The sequence below is a fragment of the Sphingomonadaceae bacterium OTU29LAMAA1 genome, assembly GCA_024072375.1.
In the GTDB taxonomy this organism is placed as follows: domain Bacteria; phylum Pseudomonadota; class Alphaproteobacteria; order Sphingomonadales; family Sphingomonadaceae; genus Sphingomonas.
Map to the genome: position 1 here is coordinate 3,884,508 of CP099617.1, position 21,679 is coordinate 3,906,186.

The window sequence follows — 21,679 nt, forward strand, 5'->3', positions numbered from 1 at the left end:
GGGGAGGTAAGCGACCAATCCAATAATGGAATGCGTCGCTTACCTCCCCCTCCACCATTCGGCTGGCGCCGAACGGTCCCCCTCCCCCTGGCGGGGGAGGAATGCCGTCAGTTTACGCCAGCGCGGCGTCGGCGCCCATCAGCTTGGGGAAGAAGCCCTCGTGCGCCTCGCGCAGCGCATCCAGCGCCACCACGTCGTCACGATCTGGGCGTTCGAAGATCAGGCGCTTGCCACCGGTGCGACCGAGCGGCTCCGCCTCGACGCCCGCCGCATGCGCCGCGCCGAGGAAGTCGAGCAGGGCGTGATCGTGGATGGTGACGACGTACACGCCCTGATCCTCGGCGAAGAACGACCGGGCGCAGCCGAAGGGTTGCTTGCGATCGATCATCGCCCCGATGCCGCCCGCCAGCGCCATTTCGGCGACCGTCACCGCGATGCCGCCATCGGACACGTCATGGACTGCGGACAGCCAGCCATCCGCAATTGCGGTGCGGATCAGGTCCCCGGCCTTGCGCTCCGCGTCGAGATCGACCGGCGGGGGCGGGCCTTCCTCGCGGCCATGGCATTCGCGCAGGTACAGCGACTGGCCGAGGTGACCGCCACGCGCGCCAACGACGAGGATCATGTCGCCGGTGCCCTTGAACGCGATCGTCGCGTTCCTCGTCCAGTCCTTGAGCAGGCCGACGCCGCCGATCGCCGGGGTCGGCAGGATCGCCGAGCCGCCGCCGGTCGCCTTCGATTCGTTGTAGAGCGACACGTTGCCGCTCACGATCGGGAAGTCCAAGGCGCGGCACGCCTGCGCCATGCCGTCGAGGCAGCCGACGATCTGGCCCATGATCTCCGGCCGCTGCGGGTTGGCGAAGTTGAGGCAGTTGGTGATCGCGAGCGGCGTCGCGCCGACCGCGGTCAGGTTGCGCCATGCCTCGGCGACGGCCTGCTTGCCGCCCTCGACCGGGTCGGCGAAGCAATAGCGCGGGGTGCAGTCAGTGGTTATCGCCAGCGCCTTGTCGGTGCCGTGGACGCGGACGACGGCGCTGTCGCCGCCGGGCGCCTGCACGGTGTCGGCGCCGACCATGTGGTCGTATTGCTCCCAGATCCAGCGGCGGCTGGCGACGTCGGGCGACCCCATCAGCGTCAGCAGGTCGCGGGCGATGTCGTTGCTTTCCGGCACGTTCTCCAACGGCGTGGGCTTCGGCGTCGGCACGTGCGGACGATCGTACAGCGGTGCCTCGTCGGCGAGCGGCCCGAGCGGGATGTCGCAGACGACCTCGCCCTGCCACTTCAGCACCATCCGCTCGGTATCGGTGACATGGCCGATGACAGCGAAGTCGAGTGCCCATTTGCGGAAGATCGCCTCCGCCTCACCCTCGCGGCCGGGCTTGAGCACCATCAGCATGCGCTCCTGCGATTCGGAGAGCATCATCTCGTATGGCGTCATGCCGGTTTCGCGCTGCGGCACGTCGTCCATCACCAGTTCGATGCCGACGCCGCCCTTCGACGCCATTTCGACCGACGACGAGGTGAGGCCGGCCGCGCCCATGTCCTGGATCGCGACGATCACGTCGGTCGCCATCAGCTCCAGACACGCCTCGATCAGCAACTTTTCGGTAAAGGGGTCACCGACCTGCACGGTCGGGCGCTTGGCATCGGCGTCCTCGCCGAAGTCCGCGCTCGCCATGGTCGCGCCGTGGATGCCGTCGCGGCCGGTCTTCGATCCGACATACACGATCGGATTGCCAATGCCGCTGGCGGCGGAATAGAAGATCTTGTCCTGATCGGCGATGCCGACCGTCATCGCGTTGACGAGGATGTTGCCGTCATAGGCGGGGTGGAAGTTGACCTCGCCGCCCACGGTCGGCACGCCGACGCAATTGCCGTAGCCGCCGATGCCATGGACGACGCCGCTGATCAGATGGCGCATCTTCGGATGGGTCGGCGATCCGAAGCGCAGTGCGTTCATGTTGGCGATCGGCCGCGCGCCCATCGTGAACACATCGCGCAGGATACCGCCGACGCCGGTCGCCGCGCCCTGATAGGGCTCGATGTACGATGGGTGGTTGTGCGACTCCATCTTGAAGATCGCCGCCTGATTGTCGCCGATATCGATCACGCCGGCATTCTCGCCCGGCCCGCAGATGACCTGCGGCCCTTCCGTCGGCAGCTTCTTCAGGTGGATGCGGCTCGATTTATAGCTGCAATGCTCGGACCACATGACCGAGAAGATGCCGAGTTCGACGAGGTTCGGCTCGCGGCCGAGCGCGGTCAGGACGCGCTCATATTCTTGCGTGGACAGGCCGTGGTCGGCGACGATCTGGGGCGTGATCTCGGTCATGCCCGCGCCCATAGCTTGAGCGGGCGCGGGCGTCACCCCATCAGGCGAACGGCGGCTGGTGGTATCCGGCGGGAGACGAGGTGAAGATCTCGCACCCGTCCTCGGTGATGCCGATCGAATGTTCGAACTGCGCCGACAGCGAGCGGTCGCGCGTCACCGCCGTCCAGCCGTCGTCGAGCAGCTTCACGTCGGGCCGCCCGATGTTGATCATCGGTTCGATCGTGAAGATCATGCCGGGCTTCAGCTCGGGGCCGGTGCCGGGCTTGCCGACATGGACGACTTCTGGCGCATCGTGGAACAGCCGGCCGACGCCATGGCCGCAGAAATCGCGCACGACGCCATAGCGGTGCTTCTCCGCATGCCGCTGGATCGCGTTGGCGACATCGCCCATGTGGTTGCCCGGCTTCGCCTGTTCGATGCCGAGCATCAGGCATTCGTAGGTCACCTCGACCAGCCGCTTCGCTTTTAGCGGCACGTCGCCGATCAGGTACATCCGGCTGGTGTCGCCGTGCCAGCCGTCGATGATCGGCGTCACGTCGACGTTGACGATATCCCCGGATTTGAGCGTCTTCTCGCTCGGGATGCCGTGACAGACGACGTGATTGATCGAGATGCAGGTGGAATGGGTGTAGCCGCGATAGCCGAGCGTCGCGGGAACGCCGCCGCCCGCGAGGATGAAGTCGTAGATCAGCTTGTCGACCTCGGCAGTCGTGACACCCGGCACCATGTGCGGGGTCAGCATGTCGAGCGTTTCGGCGGCAAGGCGCCCGGCCTTGTGCATACCGGCAAAGGCCGCCGGGCCACGCAGTTTGATGGCGCCGGTGCGCCCTTCCGGCGCGTCTGAGGTCACGGTTACGTATTCGGTCATGCCCGACGATATAGCGTGGTCGCGACGATTTTGCGAGGCTATGGCGAGGCCATGGAGCAGGGCACACCGCAGGAACGCATCTGGACCGCCGCGCTGATCGTGATCGGCGACGAGATCCTGTCCGGTCGCACGCAGGACAAGAACATCGCCCAGCTGGCGAGCTGGCTCAACGTGCAGGGTATCCGCCTGGCCGAGGTGCGCGTCGTCGCCGATCGGACGGAGGCGATCGTCGAGGCGGTGAACGTCCTGCGCGCGCGCAACGATTATCTGTTCACCACCGGCGGGATCGGCCCGACGCACGACGACATCACCGTCGACGCGATCGCCGCGGCACTGGGCGTTGCGGTGGAGCATCACCCGGAAGCGCTGGCGGTGCTGGAGCGCTATTACGAAACCCGCGGCGGGCTGACCGAGGCGCGGGCGCGGATGGCGCGGGTGCCGGCGGGCGCGGGGCTGATCGTCAACAAGGTGTCGGGCGCGCCGGGCATCCACATCGGCAACATCTTCATCATGGCTGGCGTGCCGCACATCACCGCCGGCATGCTGGATGCGCTGACCGGTACGCTGGAGGGCGGACGTCCGGTGGTGTCGGGCACGATCGGCTGCTGGGTGGGCGAGAGCGAGGTCGCCGACCTGCTCCGTAACGCCGAGAAGGCGCACGAGGGCGTGGCGATCGGATCATACCCGTTCTTCCGCGAAGGGCGGACGGGCGCGAATTTCGTGGTGCGCAGTCCGGATGCGGGGCTGGTCGAGGCGTGCCTGACGGACCTCACGCGGGAGCTCGAGGCGACCGGGCGCGAGGTGTTCGCGGGCGGGATCTGATTTGGGTGTCTGGCCAATGGCTTGCCACTGACTGATCGCACCGGCCGCAACCTTCCGCGGCTAACGCGGCTCCCTCCCTCTCCCGGCTGGAGAGGGAGGGAGTCGAGGGCGCGCCGGGTGAGGCTACTTCGCCAGAAACGCCGTTAAAGCTGCCTCGAAGCGCTCCGGCTGGTCCAGCATCACGAAATGCGCCGCGTCGCCGACATCCACGAATGTCACGTGCGGGGCGTCGGCATAGGCCGTCTTGTACAGCCCCTCCGCGGCGGTTCTGGTCGGACCGGCGTCGCTCCATGGATAGACCAAGGTGATCGGTGTCGCGATCTGCTTCATCGCCGGGCGCAGGTCGGTCGTCATGTCCTCGTACATCGCCTGCGCCGACACGCGCGGGTCGGCGGCTTTCACCCATGACACGACCTTCGCCCGCGATGCCGGCTTCGACGCGAGCTGGTTTGCGGTGGCGGTCGCCATGGCGTCGTTGGCTGGCTTGCCATAGCTGGCGGCCTGCATATCGCGCATCGCCTTCGCCCGCGGCTCGATCATCGCGACGGTGGCGGCGGGCGAAAACAGCGTGCCGATGAAGGGCAGCGAATCGACGATCATCAGCTTGCCGGCGTCCGCGGGATGCGCCTTCGCCAGCATCAGCGCGGCGAGACCGCCCATCGAATGGCCGACCAGTGCGACACTGGCGATCTTCTCCTTGCCGATCAGCGTGTGCAGGTCCGCGACGATGCCGTCGAGCACGCCCGGCGACAGGTTCGCCCCCGGTGCGTCGCCGCCGAAGCCGTTGACCTGCACCGTATAGACCCGGTGATCCTTCGCCAGTATCGGCACGACCCCGTCCCACACGGCGCGTGGCGAGGACAGGCCGGGGATCAGGATCACCGGCGTTCCCTTGCCCGTTGCGACCACCGAGATGTGCGGCATCTGGATCGCAGGCGCAGCGGTGGCGGCATGGCCGGGGGTGGGCTGGAGCACGATGCCCAGCGTCAGGGCCGAGGCGGCGAGGCGCAGGCCCCAATGAGTGGCACGGATCATATCAATTCTCCCTGGACGGGCTGACGAAGACGTCTTCGATGGCGAGCTCGAACAGCTCGGCGATCTTGAAGGCGAGGGGAAGCGACGGGTCGTAGCGGCCCGTCTCGATGGCATTGACGCTCTGGCGGCTGACCTCGAGCTGTTCGGCGAGATGCTGCTGGCTCCAGCCGCGGGTCGCGCGCAGATCGCGCAGGTGGTTGTTCATGCCGCCCGGCCATAGGACAGCTTGTTGACGCAGCCGCCGATACCGAGACCGCCGAACCAGACGATCGGCCAGACGTAGGCGACGGCATGCGGCACCAGATCGAAGTTTTCCAGGAAGCCCCAGAAGGTCGCTGCCGTCATGGTGATCCCGGTCGCGATCAGCGACTGGCGTGCCATCAGCATGCGAACGTATTCGTCGCGTTCGTCGGCGAAATAGAGACCGATGACGACGAAGAATCCGCATACCGGCACGGCGGGCAGAATACCCAGAACATAGGCGACCGGGCCGGACACCAGATGGCGCGCGAACAGCCAGCACACCGGCATCAGCACGGCAGCGTAGACGATGGAGAGGATGATGATGCGACGGTTGTACCGACGCTGGGCAGGCGATGCGACCATGAGAACCTCCTTCGATTCGTTGTGAAGGAAGCTTTACATGGAAAGTCAGCTTTACGTCAAGTGCGCTTTACATCAGATGATGAACTCGACCGATCGTTGCTGCACCGCGTCGCCGCGCTTCGCGACGATCTTGCCGTGCAGCGCCTCGATCGTGCGGCTGCCGGTGGTCTTGAACAGGAACGGGAAGACGCCGTGCAGCACGGCTGCGACGCCGCCCGCGATCATGCGGACGCCGAAGCCGGTCGCGACGCGCAGATGTTCGGGGTAGCTTTCGCCGACCGAGGCCGGGTGATCGGTGAAGGGGTTCATCGCAGCGTTCCTTCCGACGGCCAGTCTAAGCCTTTGCGGCGAGCCCGGCCAGCATGTCGGCGGCGAGCAGGCTGAGCGTGTCGTCGCGCGCGCCCATCACGACGATGCGGTCGCCCGGCCGTGCCATCGCGACGAGGCGGTCGGCGGCGGCGGCGCGATCGGGGATGTGGACCGCCTCGCGGCCGGCAGCGGCGACGTCCGCGACGATCTCCGCGCTGCCGACCTCGCGCGCGACGGTGCCGCCCTGGTAGACGGGGTCGGGCAGCACCAGCACGTCTGCGGGGGCGAGCCGAGCGGCGAACATCTCCACCAATTCACGCCGCATCACCTTCAGCGGGCCATAGCCGTGCGGCTGGAACAGGACGAGCAGGCGGCCGGGGAAGGCGTGGAGCGTGTCGAGCGTCGCGGCGATCTTGTCGGGGTTGTGGCCGAAATCGTCGATCACCGCGATGCCGCCCGCTTCGCCGACCAGATCGAAACGGCGGCGCAGCCCGGTGAAGCCGCCGATCGCCTCTGCGGCCCGCGTCAGCGGTACGCCGGCGGCGACCGCGGCGGCGATCGCGGCGAGCGCGTTGGCAACATTGTGGCGGCCCGGTACCTGCAACGTCACCGGGATGGCGGTGTTCCCCGCCGCGATCAGGTCGAACGTCACCGAGAATGGCGCCTCGACGATCTGCCGCGCGGCGAAATCGGCGTCGCGGTCGAGGCCGAAGCTGGCGATCCGCTCCGCCGGAAGCGTGCGGGCCAGCGCGGCGGCGTCGTCGTTGTCGAGGTTGACGATCGCCGTCTCCGCCTTGGCGATGAAGTCGGCGAACAGGCGGCGGAGTTCGTCCAGCCCCTTGTGGTCGAGGCTGACGTTGTTGAGGACGGCGATGCGCGGGCGGTAGTTGGCGATCGAGCCGTCGCTTTCGTCCACCTCGCTGACGAAGGCCTCGCCGGCGCCGACCAATGCGCTGGCGAATTGCGCGTCGTGATGGGCGAAGTTCTTCATCACCGCGCCGTTCATCACCGTCGGATCGCCGCCGCTCGCTTGCAGAACCCAGCCGATCATGCCGGTGACGGTCGATTTGCCGCTGGTGCCGGCGACTCCGATCGGCAGGCGGCTCTGGTTGAACAGGGTGGAGAGCAGGTCGGCGCGGCTGAGGCGGGTGCAGCCGACCCGTTCCGCCGCGACGATGTCCGCCACCGTCGCCTCGACCGCGGCGGAGGCGACGACGATCTGGTCGGCCGACACGATGCCGCTGCCGTCCTGTGGGAACAGGCCGATACCCCGCGCGCGCAGGCTGTCGAACTTGGCGGGAACGCGGCCCTGGTCGAGGCCGCGGTCGGACCCTTCGACGATGGCGCCGCGGCCGCGCAGGATCGTGGCGAGCGGCATCATCCCCGACCCGCCGATCCCCACGAGGAAGAAGCGCTTGCCCCCGACGGAGCCCCGGATGTTGCCGTTGGTCATCCGCCCGCGCTATCGACGCCGCGACGCAGGGGCAAGGCTCTGTGGACGAGCCGGGGTAACGACACGATGCGCATTGGAGTGGTGGCGCCGGCCAGCATCGGCAACAAGGATGCCGAGGCGCCGTTCCTCGCCTTCGCCGCATTGGCCTATCCCGAGGTGGATCTGGTCGTGCATCCGCAATGCTGGGAGGTCGCCGGCCATTTCGCCGGCGACGATGCGCGGCGAGCGTCCGCGTTCCTCGAATTTGCCAATGATCCCGGGTTCGACGCGATCTGGTTCCTGCGTGGCGGCTATGGATCGAACCGCATCCTGCCATTGGTGATGCCGCAACTGGGACCGGCGGCGCGCCACAAGAGCTATCTCGGCTATTCCGACATGGGGTTCCTGCTGGGCGCGCTGTACGCGCGGCGGATCGGGCGGCCCTGTCATGGCCCGATGGCCAGCGATATACGGCGCAAGGGCGGGGACGTGACGGTAGCGCGGTCGCTCGGGTGGCTGGCGCGGGGCGACCGGCAAGGGCTGGAGCCGGGGCTGGACGGGCGGCCGGCGGCGGCGTTCAACCTGTCGATCCTGGGTGCGCTGATCGGCACGCCGTATCTGCCCGACCTGACCGATCACGTGCTGCTGATCGAGGAGGTGTCGGAGCCGATGTACAATATTGACCGGCTGCTGTTCCATATGGGCCATGCGACGCAATTGCAGGGGCTGGCCGGCGTGCGGCTGGGCAGCATCACCGCGGTGACGCCGAACGAGCCGGAATGGGCGGACAATCTGGAGTTCATGGTGCGGCGGTGGTGCGGGGATCTGGGTGTGCCGTATCTGGGGAGGGCTGACGTGGGGCATACGCAGAGCAACAGGGTGGTGCCGTTCGGGGTGGTTTGAGCGGCCGGTCCCCTCCTCAAACCGCCGTCATCCCCGCGGAGGCGAGGACCCATATAGGATAACGTGTCGGCTCCATCATCGGCCTTCGTGATTATGGATCCCCGCCTACGCGGGGATGACGAGGGCGAGCGGGAGGGGAGGATTTTAGGCAAAGCTTGCCTATATACCTCGCGCCGCTTTATTCGGCCCTCCTCAACCAAGCTGAAAGTCCACCATGTCCGCCATGTTCCGTATCACGCTGCCCGACGGTTCCGTCCGCGAGGTTGCGCCCGGGACTACCCCCGCGGACGTCGCCGCCGCGATCGGCCCGGGGCTCGCCAAGGCGGCGCTCGCCGCGCGGATCGACGGGCAGGTGCGTGACCTCAACCGGCCGTTCGAGGGTGATACCAACCTTGCGCTGGTGACTGCCAAGGATGAGGCCGACGCGCTCGAACTCGTCCGCCACGACCTTGCGCATGTGATGGCGGAGGCGGTGCAACATCTGTTCCCGGGTACGCAGATCACCTTCGGCCCGGCGACGGACGATGGCTTTTACTACGACTTCGCGCCGAAGGACCGTCAGTTCACCGAAGACGATCTGCCCGCGATCGAGGCCGAGATGCGCCGCATCATCGCGCGCAACGAGCCGTTCACGCGCGAAGTGTGGAGTCGCGAGCAACTCATCGAGACGTGGACCAGGCAGGGCGAGACCTTCAAGGCCGAATGGGCCGCCGAACTGCCCGATGGCGAGGAACTGACGATCTATCGTCAGGGCCAGTGGCTCGACATGTGCCGTGGGCCGCACATGGTGTCGACCGGCAAGCTCGATCCCAATGCCTTCAAGCTGACGCGCGTATCGGGGGCCTATTGGCGCGGCGATCAGAAGAACGCGATGCTGAGCCGCATCTATGGCACCGGCTGGCTCAACAAGAAGCAACTCGACCAGCACCTCTTCATGCTGGAAGAGGCGGCGAAGCGCGATCATCGCAAGATCGGCGCGGAGATGGACCTGTTCCACCTCCAGTCCGAGGCGCAAGGCAGCGTGTTCTGGCACCCCAAGGGCTTCATCCTGTGGCGGCAGCTGGAAGCATACATGCGCCGCCGGTTGGACGCGGCCGATTATGCCGAGGTCAAGACGCCGCAGCTAATGGACGCCAAACAGTGGGAGCAATCCGGCCACTGGGGCAAGTATCGCGAGAACATGTTCGTGGTGCCGGACGAGGTGCCTAACACCGAAGACGAAGGGCAGGTCCTGTCCGGCGAAGGCGATTTGATGGCACTCAAGCCGATGAACTGCCCGGCGCACGTGCTGATCTTCAAACAGGGGATCAAGAGCTATCGCGACCTGCCGATCCGCATGGCCGAATTCGGCTGCTGCCACCGCAACGAGCCGCATGGCGCGCTGCACGGCATCATGCGCGTCCGTCAGTTCACGCAGGACGACGCGCATATCTTCGTCCGCGAGGACCAGTTGGTCGATGAGGTCCGCAAATTCTGCGAACTGCTCGACAGCGTCTACCAGCATTTGGGCTTCGACAGCTATGCGATCAAGCTGGCGCTGCGTCCCGAAAAGCGCTTCGGTTCGGAAGAGATGTGGGACTGGGCCGAGCAGTCGCTGCGTGACGCGGTTGCGGCGACGGGCCGAGACACGCCGGAATACGGCTGGGAGGAATTGCCGGGTGAGGGCGCCTTCTACGCACCCAAGCTCGAATTCCACCTGACCGATGCGATCGGGCGGACGTGGCAGGTCGGCACGATCCAGACCGACACCGTACTGCCCGAACGGCTCGATGCGAGCTACGTCGGCGAGGATGGCAATCGCCATCGCCCGATCATGCTGCATCGCGCGATCCTCGGCACCTTTGAGCGCTTCATCGGCATCCTGATCGAACACCACGCCGGCCGCTTCCCGCTGTGGCTGTCACCGGTACAGGTGGTGGTCGCGACCATCGTGTCGGATGCCGACGGTTATGCCAACGAGGTGGCGGCGACGCTGCGCAAGGCCGGCATCCGGGTGGAAACCGACCTGCGCAACGAGAAGATCAACTACAAGGTCCGGGAGCATTCGGTCGCCAAGGTCCCGGTGCTGCTCGTCGTCGGCAAGCGCGAGGCGGAAGAGGGCAAGGTCGCCGTCCGCAGGCTGGGGAGTCAGGCGCAGGAGTTCGTGACGGTGGACGAGATCGTCGCTAAGCTGCGCGACGAGGCGACTCCGCCTGATCTGCGGTAATCCCTTTTACCTCTCCCGCACGCGCGGGAGAGGAAGAGGTCCCTTTCAAAAACGGCCGCGATCCCCTATATCCGAACCCAAACCACCACAGGAGCAATACCCATACGTCCTCCCATGATGCGCCGGCCGAACCAGGCGCCGCCAATGAATGGCCCTCGTTTCAACGAGTGGATCGTCAGCCCCAAGGTCCGCGTGATCGACCATGAGGGTGAGAATCTTGGCGTGATGTACACGCGCGAGGCGATGGCGCAGGCGCAGGAACTCGGCCTCGATCTGGTCGAGGTGTCGCCGAACGCCGACCCGCCCGTCGCGAAGTTCCTCGACGTCGGCAAGTTCAAGTACGAGGCGCAGAAGAAGGCGAACCTCGCGCGCAAGTCGCAGAAGACGCAGGAGATCAAGGAGATCAAGATGCGTCCGAACATCGACGACCACGATTACGACACCAAGATGAAGAAGGTCGCCGAGTTCATCGAGGAGGGCGACAAGGTGAAGGTCACCATGCGCTTCCGCGGTCGCGAACTCAGCCACGGCCAGCTCGGCATGGCGGTGCTCCAGCGCGTCGCGGAGCAGGTCGCCGAGACGGCCAAGGTCGAGGCTTATCCGCGCATGGAAGGCCGGCAGATGCTGATGGTGCTCGCACCCAAGTAAGCGTTGCTTCCCTGTCTTTTCCGATACGGCGATTGCCGTAGCGAAACGCACTTTTGAACACCGGGTCCGGCAACGGGCCCGGTGTTGCGCATTGGCGACACTTCGTTCGAAAATCGGATACCGGCATCACAAAATACTAGACGCTCACGCCTGTGTGGCCCTAGCCTGAAAAGAAAACCCGATATTCGAAAAACGAAATCGTTCAGGAGAGAGATGACCATGCGCCTTACCGCGTACCTACTGTCGGCAGCGACTATCGCGATCGCCACCCCCGCGATGGCGCAGAACAATTCTCCCGAACCGTCCAGTGCCGCGACGCAGAGCACCTCGACCGCGACCGCGGGTTCTGTGTCGCAGGACGATAACAACCAGGCCGACATCGTCGTCACCGCGCAGGGCCGTGCGCAGGCGCTGGCCGATGTCCCCGTCGCCATCTCCGCGATTTCCGCCGAAACGCTCCAGAATTCCGGTGCCAACGATATCCGCCAGCTGAACCAGCTCGCCCCGTCGCTGCTGGTGTCCTCGACCGGTTCGGAAGCGAATGGCTCTGCACGTATCCGCGGCATCGGTACGGTCGGCGACAATCCCGGCCTGGAAAGCTCGGTCGCGGTGTTCATCGACGGCGTCTATCGCTCGCGCTCCGGCATCGGCCTCACCGAGCTGGGCGAGATCGACCGGGTCGAGGTGCTGCGCGGTCCGCAGGGTACGCTGGGCGGGCGCAACTCGTCCGCCGGCCTGATCAGCATCATCAGCAAGGCACCTTCGTTCCAGGGCGTCAGCGGCGGTGCCGAGGCGACCTACGGCAATTACGATTTCTACCGTCTCGCCGGCAACGTGAACCTGCCGCTGACCGAGACGATCGCCGCCCGTGTCGATGGCGTCTACGTCAAGCGCGACGGCTTCTATCGCGATTACACCAACAACACCGACGTCAACGATCGCGATCGCTATTTCCTGCGCGGGCAGTTGCTGTTCGAGCCCAGCAGCGACATCAGTCTGCGCCTGATCGGCGACTATACCAAGCGCAATGAGAAATGCTGCGCGGCGACCTATGTCGACCGTTCGGTCAACCCGGCGATCGGCAATCTCAACGAACCGGCGTCGCCCCTGCTGCAACCCGGGGCAACCCCGGGCCGCATCAACGACAGCGGCAACAACATCGTTAACGTGATCAGCGATCTCGGTCAGCCGCTCAGCCTGATCAATCGTCCGGGCTACGGCCGCGACGTGTCGGTCAGCCCGGGTCGCAGTTTCGCCGGCACGACCAAGGACTGGGGCGTATCGGGGCAGCTCGACTGGAATTTCGGCACGACCAAGCTGACGTCGATCACGGCCTATCGCGACTATGATTCGGATCAGGGTTCCGACACCGATTATAGCCGCGTCGACATCCTGTACCGCGCCGCCAACGGCAATTCGGCGCGCCGTTTCCGCACCTTCACGCAGGAACTGCGCCTCAACGGCTCGCTGTTCAACGACAAGCTCGACTGGCTCGTCGGCGGCTTCTTCGCAAACGAAGATCTGCGGGTCCTGGATAACCTGCGCTTCGGCACGCAGTACGGCCGCTTCGCCACGTGCCGTGCCGTGTCGGGCGGCGCTCTGGCGAGCTTCTATCTCCCGACCGGCGCATCCTGCCTTAGCCCGACCGGTCGTGCCGTTATCGGCAGCGGCGCGGCGACGGGGGGATCGGCACCGCTCGGTGGCGTGCTACTGGCCGCGTTCGACCGTCTCGACGGTGTCAATGACAAGGGTTCGACACGCGACGTCTACAATCAGAACAGCCGCAATTACGCGATCTTCACGCACAATATCTTCCATGTCACCGATACGGTCGATCTGACGATCGGCGCCCGTTACACGAACGAGCGCAAGAAGTTCGATGCGACGTTCACTAACGACAACACCGCCTGTCTTGCCCAGCAGAACGCGCTGGCACCCTTCCGGGCAGCTCTGGGCGCGACCGCTGCCGCTCTGATCGGCCTGACGTGTCAGGGCAATTCGACGTCCGAACTGAACGGCGTTTCGATCAACAGCAAGCGCAAGGAAGACAAGATCACCGGCACGGCGATCCTGTCGTGGAAGCCGATCGACGATCTGCTGGTCTACGGCAGCTTCTCCCGCGGGTACAAGGCGGGCGGGTTCAACCTCGACCGTTCGGCGCTGAAGCCGCCGACGGCGACGTTCGCGTCTGTCGGAGGCGCGCAGGCGTTGGCGAATTCACTGCAGTTCGCGCCGGAAACCGTCGATGCCTTCGAAATCGGCGCCAAGTACGCGACCGGTCCGTTCACGCTGTCCGCCGCGGCTTTCATCCAGGATTTCAGCAACTTCCAGCTGAACACCTTCAACGGCACGGTATTCCTCGTGCAGAACATCAATGGCTGTTCGTCGAACCTGAATGGCGGCGATCGTGATCAGGACAAGTTCGCCGCTGCGGCGAGCTTCAACGCGGCGGCGGCCACGTCCGGCGTCTGCCCGTCGGGCGACGTCGGTTACGGCGTGCGGTCGAAGGGCATCGAGCTGGAGGCGTCGCTGGTGCCGGCGCGCGACTTCCGCGTCACGATGGGCCTGACGCTGACCGATACCGGCTATCGCAGCCAGCTGGTCGGCACATCCGCGGGCGCGCCGCTCGATCAGGCGCTGCGCCTGCTGCCGGGTAACAACCTGTCCAACTCCGCCGATATCGTCGCCACGTCGTCGGCATCGTGGACGCCGCAGATCGGTGGTGGCTATTCGGCGCTGTTCTACGTCGATACACGCATGACGAGCGACTATAACACCGGCTCCGACCTGTTCCCGCAAAAGGCGCAGGACGGCTATGCGATCGTCAACGCCCGCATCGGCCTGCGCACGCCGGACGAGAAATTCTCGCTGGAGCTGTGGGCGCAGAACCTGACCAACGTCGATTACGCCCAGGTCGCGTTCAACTCGCCGTTCCAGGAAGGCGCGACGACGGCAGCCTTCCAGGACCCGCAATATCCGGGTGGCCGCCAGCTGTTCTCGCAGTATCTCGCCGAACCGCGCACTTATGGTGCAACGATCCGCGCACGTTTCTGATTTCACGAGGCAACGACCGACTGGGCCGGCCGCAGCGATGCGGTCGGCTTTTTTTTACATTTGGAGACGCGCTCGCCGCGGTCGCGCTTCGCCGCGTCGCAATGCGATTGTCGGATCTCGACCGGAACCCCCATCCCGTGCCGGTATTTAGGTTCGGCAAAGGGGAAAGCCGCTGATCTTCGATTCCATGCTGGTGAAATTCGCGCTGATCGGCGTGCTCGGTATCGGCGCGCAGTGGATCGCGTGGCGCACCGGCCGCCCGGCGATCGCGCTGATGCTGATCGCGGGCGTGCTCGCCGGGCCCGTCACGGGGCTGATCGACCCGCAACGCGATTTCGGCGCGCTGCAACAGCCGATCATCAAGCTGGCCGTTGCGGTCATCCTGTTCGAAGGCGGTCTCAGCCTCAACTTCCGCGACCTGCGCCATGCCGGATCGGCGGTGCTGCGGCTAGTGCTGATCGGCGTCCCCGTCGGCTGGGTGCTCGGCACCGCCGCGGCCTTTTATGGGGCGGGGCTGCCGCTCGGCATCTCGGCGCTGTTCGGCGGCATTCTCGTGGTCACGGGACCGACGGTGATCGGGCCGATGCTGCGCACGTTGCGCGTACCGGCACGCGTCCGCGATACGCTAAAGTGGGAAGGGATCGTCAACGATCCGATCGGTGCGCTGCTCGCCGTCGCGATCTATGCCTACATCACCTATGTCGGGCCGGATCGCAGCGCGATCGCGATCGGCTTCGACGTCGCGGCGGCGACGTTGATCGCGGGTCTGATCGGCGTCGGACTGGGCTTCGGCATCACCACGGCGTTCCGCCGCGGCTATATCCCCGAATATCTGAAGGCGCCCAGCGTATTGGTCGCGGTGATCGCCGGCTTCGTCGCCGCCGATCTGATCAAGCATGAAACCGGCCTCATCACCGTAACGGTGATGGGTGTCGTCATGGCCAACCGGCCGACGCAATCGACGGCAGCGCTGAAGCATTTCAAGGAGGACCTCGCCGTCCTGCTGATCTCCGGCGTCTTCATCATCCTGTCGGCGACGTTGCAGTGGAACGTCGTCGAGCGGTTCCAGGCGCGCTTCCTCGTGTTCCTGTTCCTGCTGCTGTTCGTGGTCCGGCCGGTGACGGTGATGGCCAGCCTGCTGTTCTCGAACATGCCATGGCGCGAGCGGCTGTTCGTCGCGTGGATCGCGCCGCGGGGCGTGGTGGCGATCGCCGTCACCAGCCTGTTCGCGCTGCGGCTCGACGATTTCGGGATGAAGGATGCCGACGCGCTGGTGCCGCTGGTGTTCGGCGTGGTGGTCGCGACGATCTTCGCGCACGGCTTTTCCGCCGGCTGGGTCGCGCGCCGGCTCGGGATCGACAAGGGCAAGGGCGAAGGCGTGCTGCTGGTCGGCGCCAACGCCTTCACCACGGCATTGGGCGTGGCGTTGCAGGGAATGGGGCTGAAGGTCACGGTAGCGGATACCGCCAAGTTCGCGCTGCGCGCCGCCCGCAAGCGCGAGCTGGAGGTCTATCGTGGCGATATCCTCGACGAGGTTACGCAGGATACGCTCGACATGCTCCAGTTCCAGCATGTCATCGCCGCGACCGACAGCGATTCGTACAACGCTTTGGTCTGCGCGGATCTGGGGCCGGAGGTCGGCACCGACCGCCTTTCGCATACCGGCATGGATGAGGAGCGTCGTGCCCGCGGGCGGGGCAGGGTGCTGCTGGAAGACGGCGAGACGATCGACGAATTGCAGACCCGGGTGGCCGCGGGATGGGGCTTCGGCCGCACCCGGATCACCGACGTCTTCGGTTACGACGCCTATCGCGCGCGACTGGCGCGAGGCGCAGAGCCGGTGGCCGTGCTGAAACCCGATCGCCGGCTGCTGCTGTTTTCGACCACGCAGCGCCCGGTGGTGGAGGCGGGCGATACGATGCTTACCTTCGCGCCTCCGGAGCCCGTCTAGGCCGCCTCGTCCATGGCCTCTCCCGCCGCGGCCATGCGCAGCCGCTTTTCCAGCGTCTTCAGGCGCAGCGTGGCGGTGATCCGGTCGCCGGTCAGGTCGGTGACGTAGAAGGTATCGACGGCGCGTTCGCCATAGGTTGCGACATGCGCCGAATGCAGCGTCACCTTCGACTGGAACAGCGCCTGCGCCAGCTGGTTGAGCAGCGCCGGACGATCTCGCGCGTTGACCTCGATCACGGTGAACCGGTTCGACGCGTGATTGTCGATCAGCACGTTGGGTTCGATCTCGAACGCATCCGCCCGTGTCCGCGGCGCCGGCTTGGCGACCAGCCGATCCGCCAGCTTGCCGCGATTGGCCAGCGCATCCTCGATCGCGGTCTTCAGCCGATCCAGCTGATCCAGGTCGTCGAACGGCCGCCCGAACGGGTCCTGCACCAGGAAATTGTCGATCGCCATGCCGTCCCGGGTCGTATGGATGCGTGCGTCGATGATGTTGCCGCCCGCGACGTGGATTGCGCCGGCGATGCGATAGAACAGACCCGGGTGGTCGGCGGCGTAGATCGTCACCAGCGTCGCGCCGCGCTCTGAATAGACCTGCGCGTCGATCGATAGCGGCGTGTCACCCGCCGCGGCGATGAAGCGGGCGTTGTGCGCAAGGACATCGTCGGGTTCGGCGATCCAGTACGCTTCGGGAAAACGGCGAACGAAGGCATCGAACCGCGCCACGTCCCAGCCCAGCGTCGCTTGCAGCGTGGCCTGCCGCGTGGCGATCCGCTCCGTCCGTCCCCGCTGCTTGTGACCCAGCCGCAGCACCTCTTCCGCCGCCTCGAACAGGTCGGCGAGCAACTGCCGCTTCCATCCGTTCCACGTGCCGGGACCGACCGCGCGGATATCGACGATCGTCAGCACCAGCAGCAGCCGCAGTCGCTCGGGGCTCTGCACCACCTCGCAGAAATCGAGGATCGTCTTGAAATCGCTCAGATCGCGTTTGAAGGCCGTCGCCGACATCAGCAGGTGCCAGCGGACCAGCCACGCCACCGTCTCCGTCTCGGCCGGGGTCAGCCCGAACCGCGGGCACAGCCGCTCGGCGACTTCCGCACCCAGGATCGAATGATCGCCGCCGCGTCCCTTCGCGATATCGTGCAGCAGCACCGCGACGAACAGCACCCGCCGCGACAGGATATGCTTGATGATCGCCGACGACAGCGGATGATCGTCCTTCAGCGCCCCGCTTTCGATCCGCGCCAGCAACCCGATCGCGCGGATGGTGTGCTCGTCGACGGTGTAATGATGGTACATGTCGAACTGCATCTGCGCGACGACCCGGCCGAAGTCGGGCACGAACCGCCCGAACACGCCCGCCTCGTTCATCCAGCGCAGCACCAGCTCGGGGTCGCGGGGGCTCGTCAGCACGTCGAGGAACAGCGCGTTGGCGCGGGGATCGCGCCGGTGCCGGGCGATCAGCCGGGCATCGCGGTTGGCCGCGCGCATCGCCAGCGGATGGATCTCGACGCCATGCAGGTCGGCAAGCTGGAATATCTCGATCAACCGGACCGGATCCTCGATGAAATAATCGTCGCGCGGCAGCGCCAGCCGCCCGCGATCGAGTACGAAGCCGTGCAGCTTTCCGGGCCGCCGCCGGATCGTCGGCAATCCGAACCGCCGTCCGCGCGCCGCGAACCGCTCGTCGAGATGCGCGAGGAACACCCCCGTCAGATCGCCGACCGTCTTCGCCTGCAGAAAGTAATATTGCATGAAGCGTTCGACTGCGGATTTGCCGGGACGGTCCGAAAAGCGCATCCGCGTCGCGATCTCGCGTTGCACGTCGAAGGTCAGCCGGTCCTCCGCCCGCCGCGTGACGCTGTGCAGGTGGCAGCGGACGGCCTGCAGGAAATTATCGGCACGGTGGAACAGCTTGTATTCCGCTTTGGTCAGCAGCCCGACGTCGACCAGATCGGCACCGCGCTGTACGTCATGGATATACTTGCCGATCCAGAACAGCGCGTGGACGTCGCGCAGGCCGCCCTTGCCCTCCTTGACGTTGGGCTCGACGACGTAGCGGGTGTCGCCCATCTTGCGGTGGCGCGCGTCGCGTTCGGCGAGCTTGTCGGCGATGAACTGGCGCTCGGTGCCATGCTGCACCTCCGCCTTAAAACGCTTCGCCGCCTCGTCGTACAGGCTGGTGTCCCCGGTGACGTAGCGCGCCTCCAGCAAGGCGGTGCGGATCGTCACGTCGCCTTTCGCCTGGCGCACCATCTCGTCCAGCGATCGACTGGAATGGCCGATCTTCAGCCCGATGTCCCATAGCGCGTACAGCATCGATTCGATGACCTGTTCCGCCCACGGCGTCTGTTTGGCGGGGGTCAGGAAGCCGATGTCGACGTCCGAATAGGGCGCCATCTCGGCCCGCCCGTAGCCGCCGACGGCAATGAGGGTCAGGCGTTCGCCGGAGGTGGGATTGGCGAGCGGGTGCAGCCGCTGCGTCGCGACGTCGAACAGCACGCGGAGCAGCGCGTCGGTAAGATACGCCTGCGCGTTCGAGGCCTCGAGTCCGCGAGAGGGATGCGTGGCGAGGCGTCGCTCGATCTCCGCGCGGCCGTCGGCAAGGGCGACCTTGAGCATCGCGGCGACCTGACCGCGCAACGCGGCGTCGCTGGCATCGATCGCAGCGATGCGTTCGGCGAGCGCGCGCCGATCGACGATCGTGCGGCGGTTGGGAATGTGATCGAAGCGGCCGTTCATGCCCGCGTCATAGCGGCGGGATGGTTAAGGGGACAGCCGGGGTGACGAGGGAGTGGACGGAATTCAGCCCTCCCGCGCGAGCGCCTTCAGCCGGTATAGCGTATCCAGCGCCTCGCGCGGGGTCAGCGCGTCGACATCCAGCGCCTCCACCTCGCTGCGGATCGCGTCGCATTGCTCCTCTTCGGCCACCTGCGCTGCGGCGAACAGGGGCAGGTCGTCCAGCCCCGCCGCCAGCCCGCCGGTCTTCGCGCGGCCCGCCTCCAGCTTGGCCAGCACCGCCTTCGCCCGCGCCACCGTCGCCGGCGGCATCCCCGCCAGCCGCGCCACTGCCAGCCCGTAGCTGCGATCCGCGGGGCCCTGCGACAGCTCGTGCAGCAGCACCAGTTCACCCTTCCACTCGCGTGCACGCACATGATGCAGCGTCAGCGCCTCGCAGCGCTCCGCCAGCCGGGTCAGTTCGTGGTAGTGCGTGGCGAACAGGCAACGGCAGCGATTGTCCTCGTGGATCGCCTCCACCACCGCCCAGGCGATGGCGAGCCCGTCGTAGGTGCTGGTGCCACGCCCGACCTCGTCGAGGATGACGAAGCTGTTCGGCGTCGCCTGCGCCAGGATTGCCGCGGTCTCGACCATCTCGACCATGAAGGTCGATCGCCCGCGCGCCAGATTGTCCGACGCGCCAACGCGGCTGAACAGTCGATCGACTAGGCCCAGCGTCGCCTTGCTCGCCGGCACGTAGCTGCCCGCCTGCGCCAGCACCGCGATCAGCGCATTCTGGCGCAGGAAGGTCGACTTGCCGCCCATGTTCGGACCCGTCACCAGCCACAGCCGCGAATCCGGCGACAGCGCGCAATCGTTGGCGACGAAGCGGTCGCCCGACTTCGCCACCGCCGCCTCCACGACGGGGTGCCGCCCGCCGGCGATCTCGAAACAGGCGTGGTCGACCAGATGCGGCCGCGCCCATTGCCCCTCCGCCGCCCGCTCGGCGAGCGCGGCGGCGACGTCGATCCGCGCCAGCGCATCGGCGGTGGCGGCGATCGCCTCGCGGTGGGCGAGGGCGGCGGCGGTGAGTTCTTCCAGATGCGCGGCTTCCGCGGCGAGCGCATGCGCTCCCGCCTGCGATACGCGCGCGGCGACCTCATGCAGCGCCGGCGTGTTGAAGCGGACCACACCGGCCAGCGTCTGGCGATGGGTGAAGCCGCTGTCGGGCTGCATCAGCGGGTCGGCGGCGCGGGCCGGCACCTCGACATGATAGCCCAGCACGTTGTTGTGGCGGATCTTGAGCGCGGTAATGCCGGTGGTGGTCTTGAACTCTGCCTCCAGCGTCGCGATCGCCCGTCGCCCACCCGCGCCGGCATCGCGCAGATCGTCGAGCGCGAGGTCATAGCCCGCGGCGATATACCCGCCATCGCTCGCCTCGATCGGCGGCGACGGCACCAGCGCACGCTTGAGCAGGTCGATCAGCGCGCCATGCCCGCGCAAGCGCGGCGCGACGCGGTCCAGCAGCGCCAGTGGCGCATCGATCCTGCCCAGCCGCTCGCCGAGATGCCACGCACCATCGAGGCCATCGCGCAACTGCCCGAGATCGCGCGGGGATCCACGCCCCGCCGCCAGCCGCCCGATCGCGCGACCGATATCCGGCAACGCCCGCAACGCGGCACGAACCTGCTCGCGCTGCCCGGCGGCATCATGGAAATACTGCACCAGATCGAGCCGAGCATCGATCGCCGCCTTGTCCATCAGCGGCGCACCGAGGTCGCTCGCCAGCAGCCGCGCGCCCGCGCCGGTCACCGTCCGGTCGATGCAATCGAGCAGGCTGCCCTTGCGCTGCCCGCCGGTGGTGCAGGTCAGCTCGAGGCTGTCGCGCGTCGCCGCATCGATCGCCATCGTCTCCGCCGCCTGCGTCAGGCGCGGCGGGCGCAGGAAGGGCAGGGCACCCTTGGCTGTATGCTCCAGATAGGCGACCAACCCGCCCGCCGCCGCCAGTCCCGCCCGGCTGAACTGGCCGAAGCCGTCGAGCGTCGCCACGCCGAACAGCGCCTTCAGTCGCGTCTCGCCGCCGCCGCTGTCGAACCCCTGTTTCGGCCGCAGCGTCGTTGCCGCATGCGCCTGGTCGCCCGCCTCGGACGCAACCACTTCGGCCGCAGCCAGCCGCGCAAGCTCCGCACCGAGTGCATCGACGGAACAGTCGATCACCTCGAACCGCCCGGTCGACACGTCCGCAGCGGCCAGCGCCACCGCACCCGCCGCCTCGCCGATCGCGACGCACCAATTGTCTTGCCGCGCGTCGAGCAGCGCCTCCTCGGTCAGCGTCCCCGCGGTAACCACCCGGACGATCCCGCGCGACACCAGCGCCTTGTAGCCGCCTCGTGCCTTGGCCTCGGCGGGCGTCTCGGTCTGTTCGGCGATGGCGACGCGGTGCCCCGCCTTGATCAAGCGTTGCAGATAGGCGGTGGAAGCATGCACCGGCACGCCGCACATCGGGATCTTCTCGCCCTCATGCTCGCCGCGCGACGTCAGCGCGATGTCGAGCACCTGCGCCGCGATCCGCGCATCGTCGAAGAACAATTCGAAGAAATCGCCCATGCGATAGAACAGCAGGCAATCCTCCGCCTCGGCCTTCAGCCCGAGGTATTGGGCCATCATGGGGGTAGGGGTGGTCGCGAGAGTCGCCATCGACGGTCTGATAGCCGCTCGCCATATTCAGGCAAGGCGGCGAACGACCGCATCGCTGACCAGCGCGGGTTGAAAGCCCCGTCCGAAACGGTCAAGAGC

Annotated in this window: 15 protein-coding genes; 6 read left to right on the plus strand and 9 right to left on the minus strand. The window is 66.6% G+C overall.

Annotated elements, in window-relative coordinates; translation table 11 throughout:
- Positions 1–112 precede the first annotated feature (112 nt).
- Positions 113–2,332, minus strand: a complete 2,220-nt coding sequence (gene purL / locus NF699_18730) for a phosphoribosylformylglycinamidine synthase subunit PurL (GenBank protein ID USU05038.1) — start codon at positions 2,330–2,332, stop codon at positions 113–115.
- 40 nt (positions 2,333–2,372) lie between these two features.
- Positions 2,373–3,200, minus strand: coding sequence for a type I methionyl aminopeptidase (gene map, locus NF699_18735; protein ID USU05039.1), 828 nt, complete (start codon positions 3,198–3,200; stop codon positions 2,373–2,375).
- Between the two features lie 51 nt (positions 3,201–3,251).
- Here map and NF699_18740 point away from each other — a divergent pair, with 51 nt between their 5' ends.
- Positions 3,252–4,022 carry a molybdopterin-binding protein gene (locus NF699_18740; GenBank protein USU05040.1) on the plus strand — a complete coding sequence of 257 codons (771 nt, stop codon included), beginning with the start codon at positions 3,252–3,254 and terminating at the stop codon, positions 4,020–4,022.
- 123 nt (positions 4,023–4,145) lie between these two features.
- On the opposite strand, the gene NF699_18745 is transcribed toward NF699_18740, so the two are convergent.
- The 5 genes from NF699_18745 to NF699_18765 all read right to left on the minus strand — a co-directional run bounded on the left by NF699_18745 (position 4,146) and on the right by NF699_18765 (position 7,425).
- Positions 4,146–5,057 (minus strand): alpha/beta hydrolase, encoded by a 912-nt coding sequence (locus NF699_18745; protein USU05041.1) that lies wholly within the window; start codon positions 5,055–5,057, stop codon positions 4,146–4,148.
- A 1-nt stretch (position 5,058) separates the two neighbouring features.
- Positions 5,059–5,262, minus strand: a complete 204-nt coding sequence (locus NF699_18750) for a helix-turn-helix transcriptional regulator (protein ID USU05042.1) — start codon at positions 5,260–5,262, stop codon at positions 5,059–5,061.
- A complete protein-coding gene (locus tag NF699_18755; protein ID USU05043.1) occupies positions 5,259–5,663 on the minus strand; it encodes a hypothetical protein in 405 nt (134 codons plus the stop codon). Before NF699_18755 ends, NF699_18750 begins: the two co-directional genes overlap by 4 nt.
- Positions 5,664–5,735: 72 nt before the next feature.
- The gene (locus tag NF699_18760; protein ID USU05044.1) at positions 5,736–5,972 is read right to left on the minus strand and encodes a DUF6356 family protein; all 237 of its coding nucleotides are present in this window, start codon (positions 5,970–5,972) and stop codon (positions 5,736–5,738) included.
- A gap of 25 nt (positions 5,973–5,997) precedes the next feature.
- Complete coding sequence (locus tag NF699_18765) at positions 5,998–7,425, minus strand: Mur ligase family protein (GenBank protein ID USU05045.1); 1,428 nt, start codon at positions 7,423–7,425, stop codon at positions 5,998–6,000.
- Positions 7,426–7,491: 66 nt separating this feature from the next.
- On the opposite strand from NF699_18765, the gene NF699_18770 reads away from it, so the two are divergent.
- The 5 genes from NF699_18770 to NF699_18790 all read left to right on the plus strand — a co-directional run bounded on the left by NF699_18770 (position 7,492) and on the right by NF699_18790 (position 16,166).
- Entirely contained in the window at positions 7,492–8,307 is an 816-nt protein-coding gene (locus NF699_18770) for an LD-carboxypeptidase (GenBank protein ID USU05046.1), read from the plus strand.
- A gap of 214 nt (positions 8,308–8,521) precedes the next feature.
- Positions 8,522–10,513 (plus strand): threonine--tRNA ligase, encoded by a 1,992-nt coding sequence (thrS, locus tag NF699_18775; GenBank protein USU05047.1) that lies wholly within the window; start codon positions 8,522–8,524, stop codon positions 10,511–10,513.
- Positions 10,514–10,627: 114 nt separating this feature from the next.
- Positions 10,628–11,161, plus strand: coding sequence for a translation initiation factor IF-3 (gene infC, locus NF699_18780; protein ID USU05048.1), 534 nt, complete (start codon positions 10,628–10,630; stop codon positions 11,159–11,161).
- 219 nt (positions 11,162–11,380) lie between these two features.
- Positions 11,381–14,215, plus strand: a complete 2,835-nt coding sequence (locus NF699_18785) for a TonB-dependent receptor (GenBank protein ID USU07151.1) — start codon at positions 11,381–11,383, stop codon at positions 14,213–14,215.
- A gap of 187 nt (positions 14,216–14,402) precedes the next feature.
- Positions 14,403–16,166, plus strand: a complete 1,764-nt coding sequence (locus NF699_18790; GenBank protein ID USU05049.1) for a cation:proton antiporter — start codon at positions 14,403–14,405, stop codon at positions 16,164–16,166.
- Here NF699_18790 and NF699_18795 read toward each other — a convergent pair.
- Together NF699_18795 and mutS are read right to left on the minus strand one after the other, a co-directional pair.
- Positions 16,163–18,907, minus strand: a complete 2,745-nt coding sequence (locus NF699_18795; protein USU05050.1) for a [protein-PII] uridylyltransferase — start codon at positions 18,905–18,907, stop codon at positions 16,163–16,165. The two genes, NF699_18790 and NF699_18795, sit on opposite strands and share 4 nt — an antisense overlap.
- A gap of 63 nt (positions 18,908–18,970) precedes the next feature.
- On the minus strand, positions 18,971–21,550 hold the full coding sequence (gene mutS, locus NF699_18800; GenBank protein ID USU07152.1) for a DNA mismatch repair protein MutS: 2,580 nt from the start codon (positions 21,548–21,550) through the stop codon (positions 18,971–18,973).
- Between the last annotated feature and the right edge of the window lie 129 nt (positions 21,551–21,679).

What these genes read in the sequence shown, in the direction of transcription:
- NF699_18785 (USU07151.1), top strand. Translation starts at nt 11,381, where the DNA reads ATGCGCCTTACCGCGTACCTACTGTCGGCAGCGACTATCGCGATCGCC.
- NF699_18740 (USU05040.1), top strand. Translation starts at nt 3,252, where the DNA reads ATGGAGCAGGGCACACCGCAGGAACGCATCTGGACCGCCGCGCTGATC.
- NF699_18765 (USU05045.1), bottom strand. Translation starts at nt 7,425, where the DNA reads ATGACCAACGGCAACATCCGGGGCTCCGTCGGGGGCAAGCGCTTCTTC.
- NF699_18745 (USU05041.1), bottom strand. Translation starts at nt 5,057, where the DNA reads ATGATCCGTGCCACTCATTGGGGCCTGCGCCTCGCCGCCTCGGCCCTG.
- NF699_18770 (USU05046.1), top strand. Translation starts at nt 7,492, where the DNA reads ATGCGCATTGGAGTGGTGGCGCCGGCCAGCATCGGCAACAAGGATGCC.
- purL (USU05038.1), bottom strand. Translation starts at nt 2,332, where the DNA reads ATGACCGAGATCACGCCCCAGATCGTCGCCGACCACGGCCTGTCCACG.
- NF699_18750 (USU05042.1), bottom strand. Translation starts at nt 5,262, where the DNA reads ATGAACAACCACCTGCGCGATCTGCGCGCGACCCGCGGCTGGAGCCAG.
- NF699_18790 (USU05049.1), top strand. Translation starts at nt 14,403, where the DNA reads ATGCTGGTGAAATTCGCGCTGATCGGCGTGCTCGGTATCGGCGCGCAG.
- infC (USU05048.1), top strand. Translation starts at nt 10,628, where the DNA reads ATGATGCGCCGGCCGAACCAGGCGCCGCCAATGAATGGCCCTCGTTTC.
- NF699_18760 (USU05044.1), bottom strand. Translation starts at nt 5,972, where the DNA reads ATGAACCCCTTCACCGATCACCCGGCCTCGGTCGGCGAAAGCTACCCC.
- mutS (USU07152.1), bottom strand. Translation starts at nt 21,550, where the DNA reads ATGATGGCCCAATACCTCGGGCTGAAGGCCGAGGCGGAGGATTGCCTG.
- NF699_18795 (USU05050.1), bottom strand. Translation starts at nt 18,907, where the DNA reads ATGAACGGCCGCTTCGATCACATTCCCAACCGCCGCACGATCGTCGAT.
- NF699_18755 (USU05043.1), bottom strand. Translation starts at nt 5,663, where the DNA reads ATGGTCGCATCGCCTGCCCAGCGTCGGTACAACCGTCGCATCATCATC.
- map (USU05039.1), bottom strand. Translation starts at nt 3,200, where the DNA reads ATGACCGAATACGTAACCGTGACCTCAGACGCGCCGGAAGGGCGCACC.
- thrS (USU05047.1), top strand. Translation starts at nt 8,522, where the DNA reads ATGTCCGCCATGTTCCGTATCACGCTGCCCGACGGTTCCGTCCGCGAG.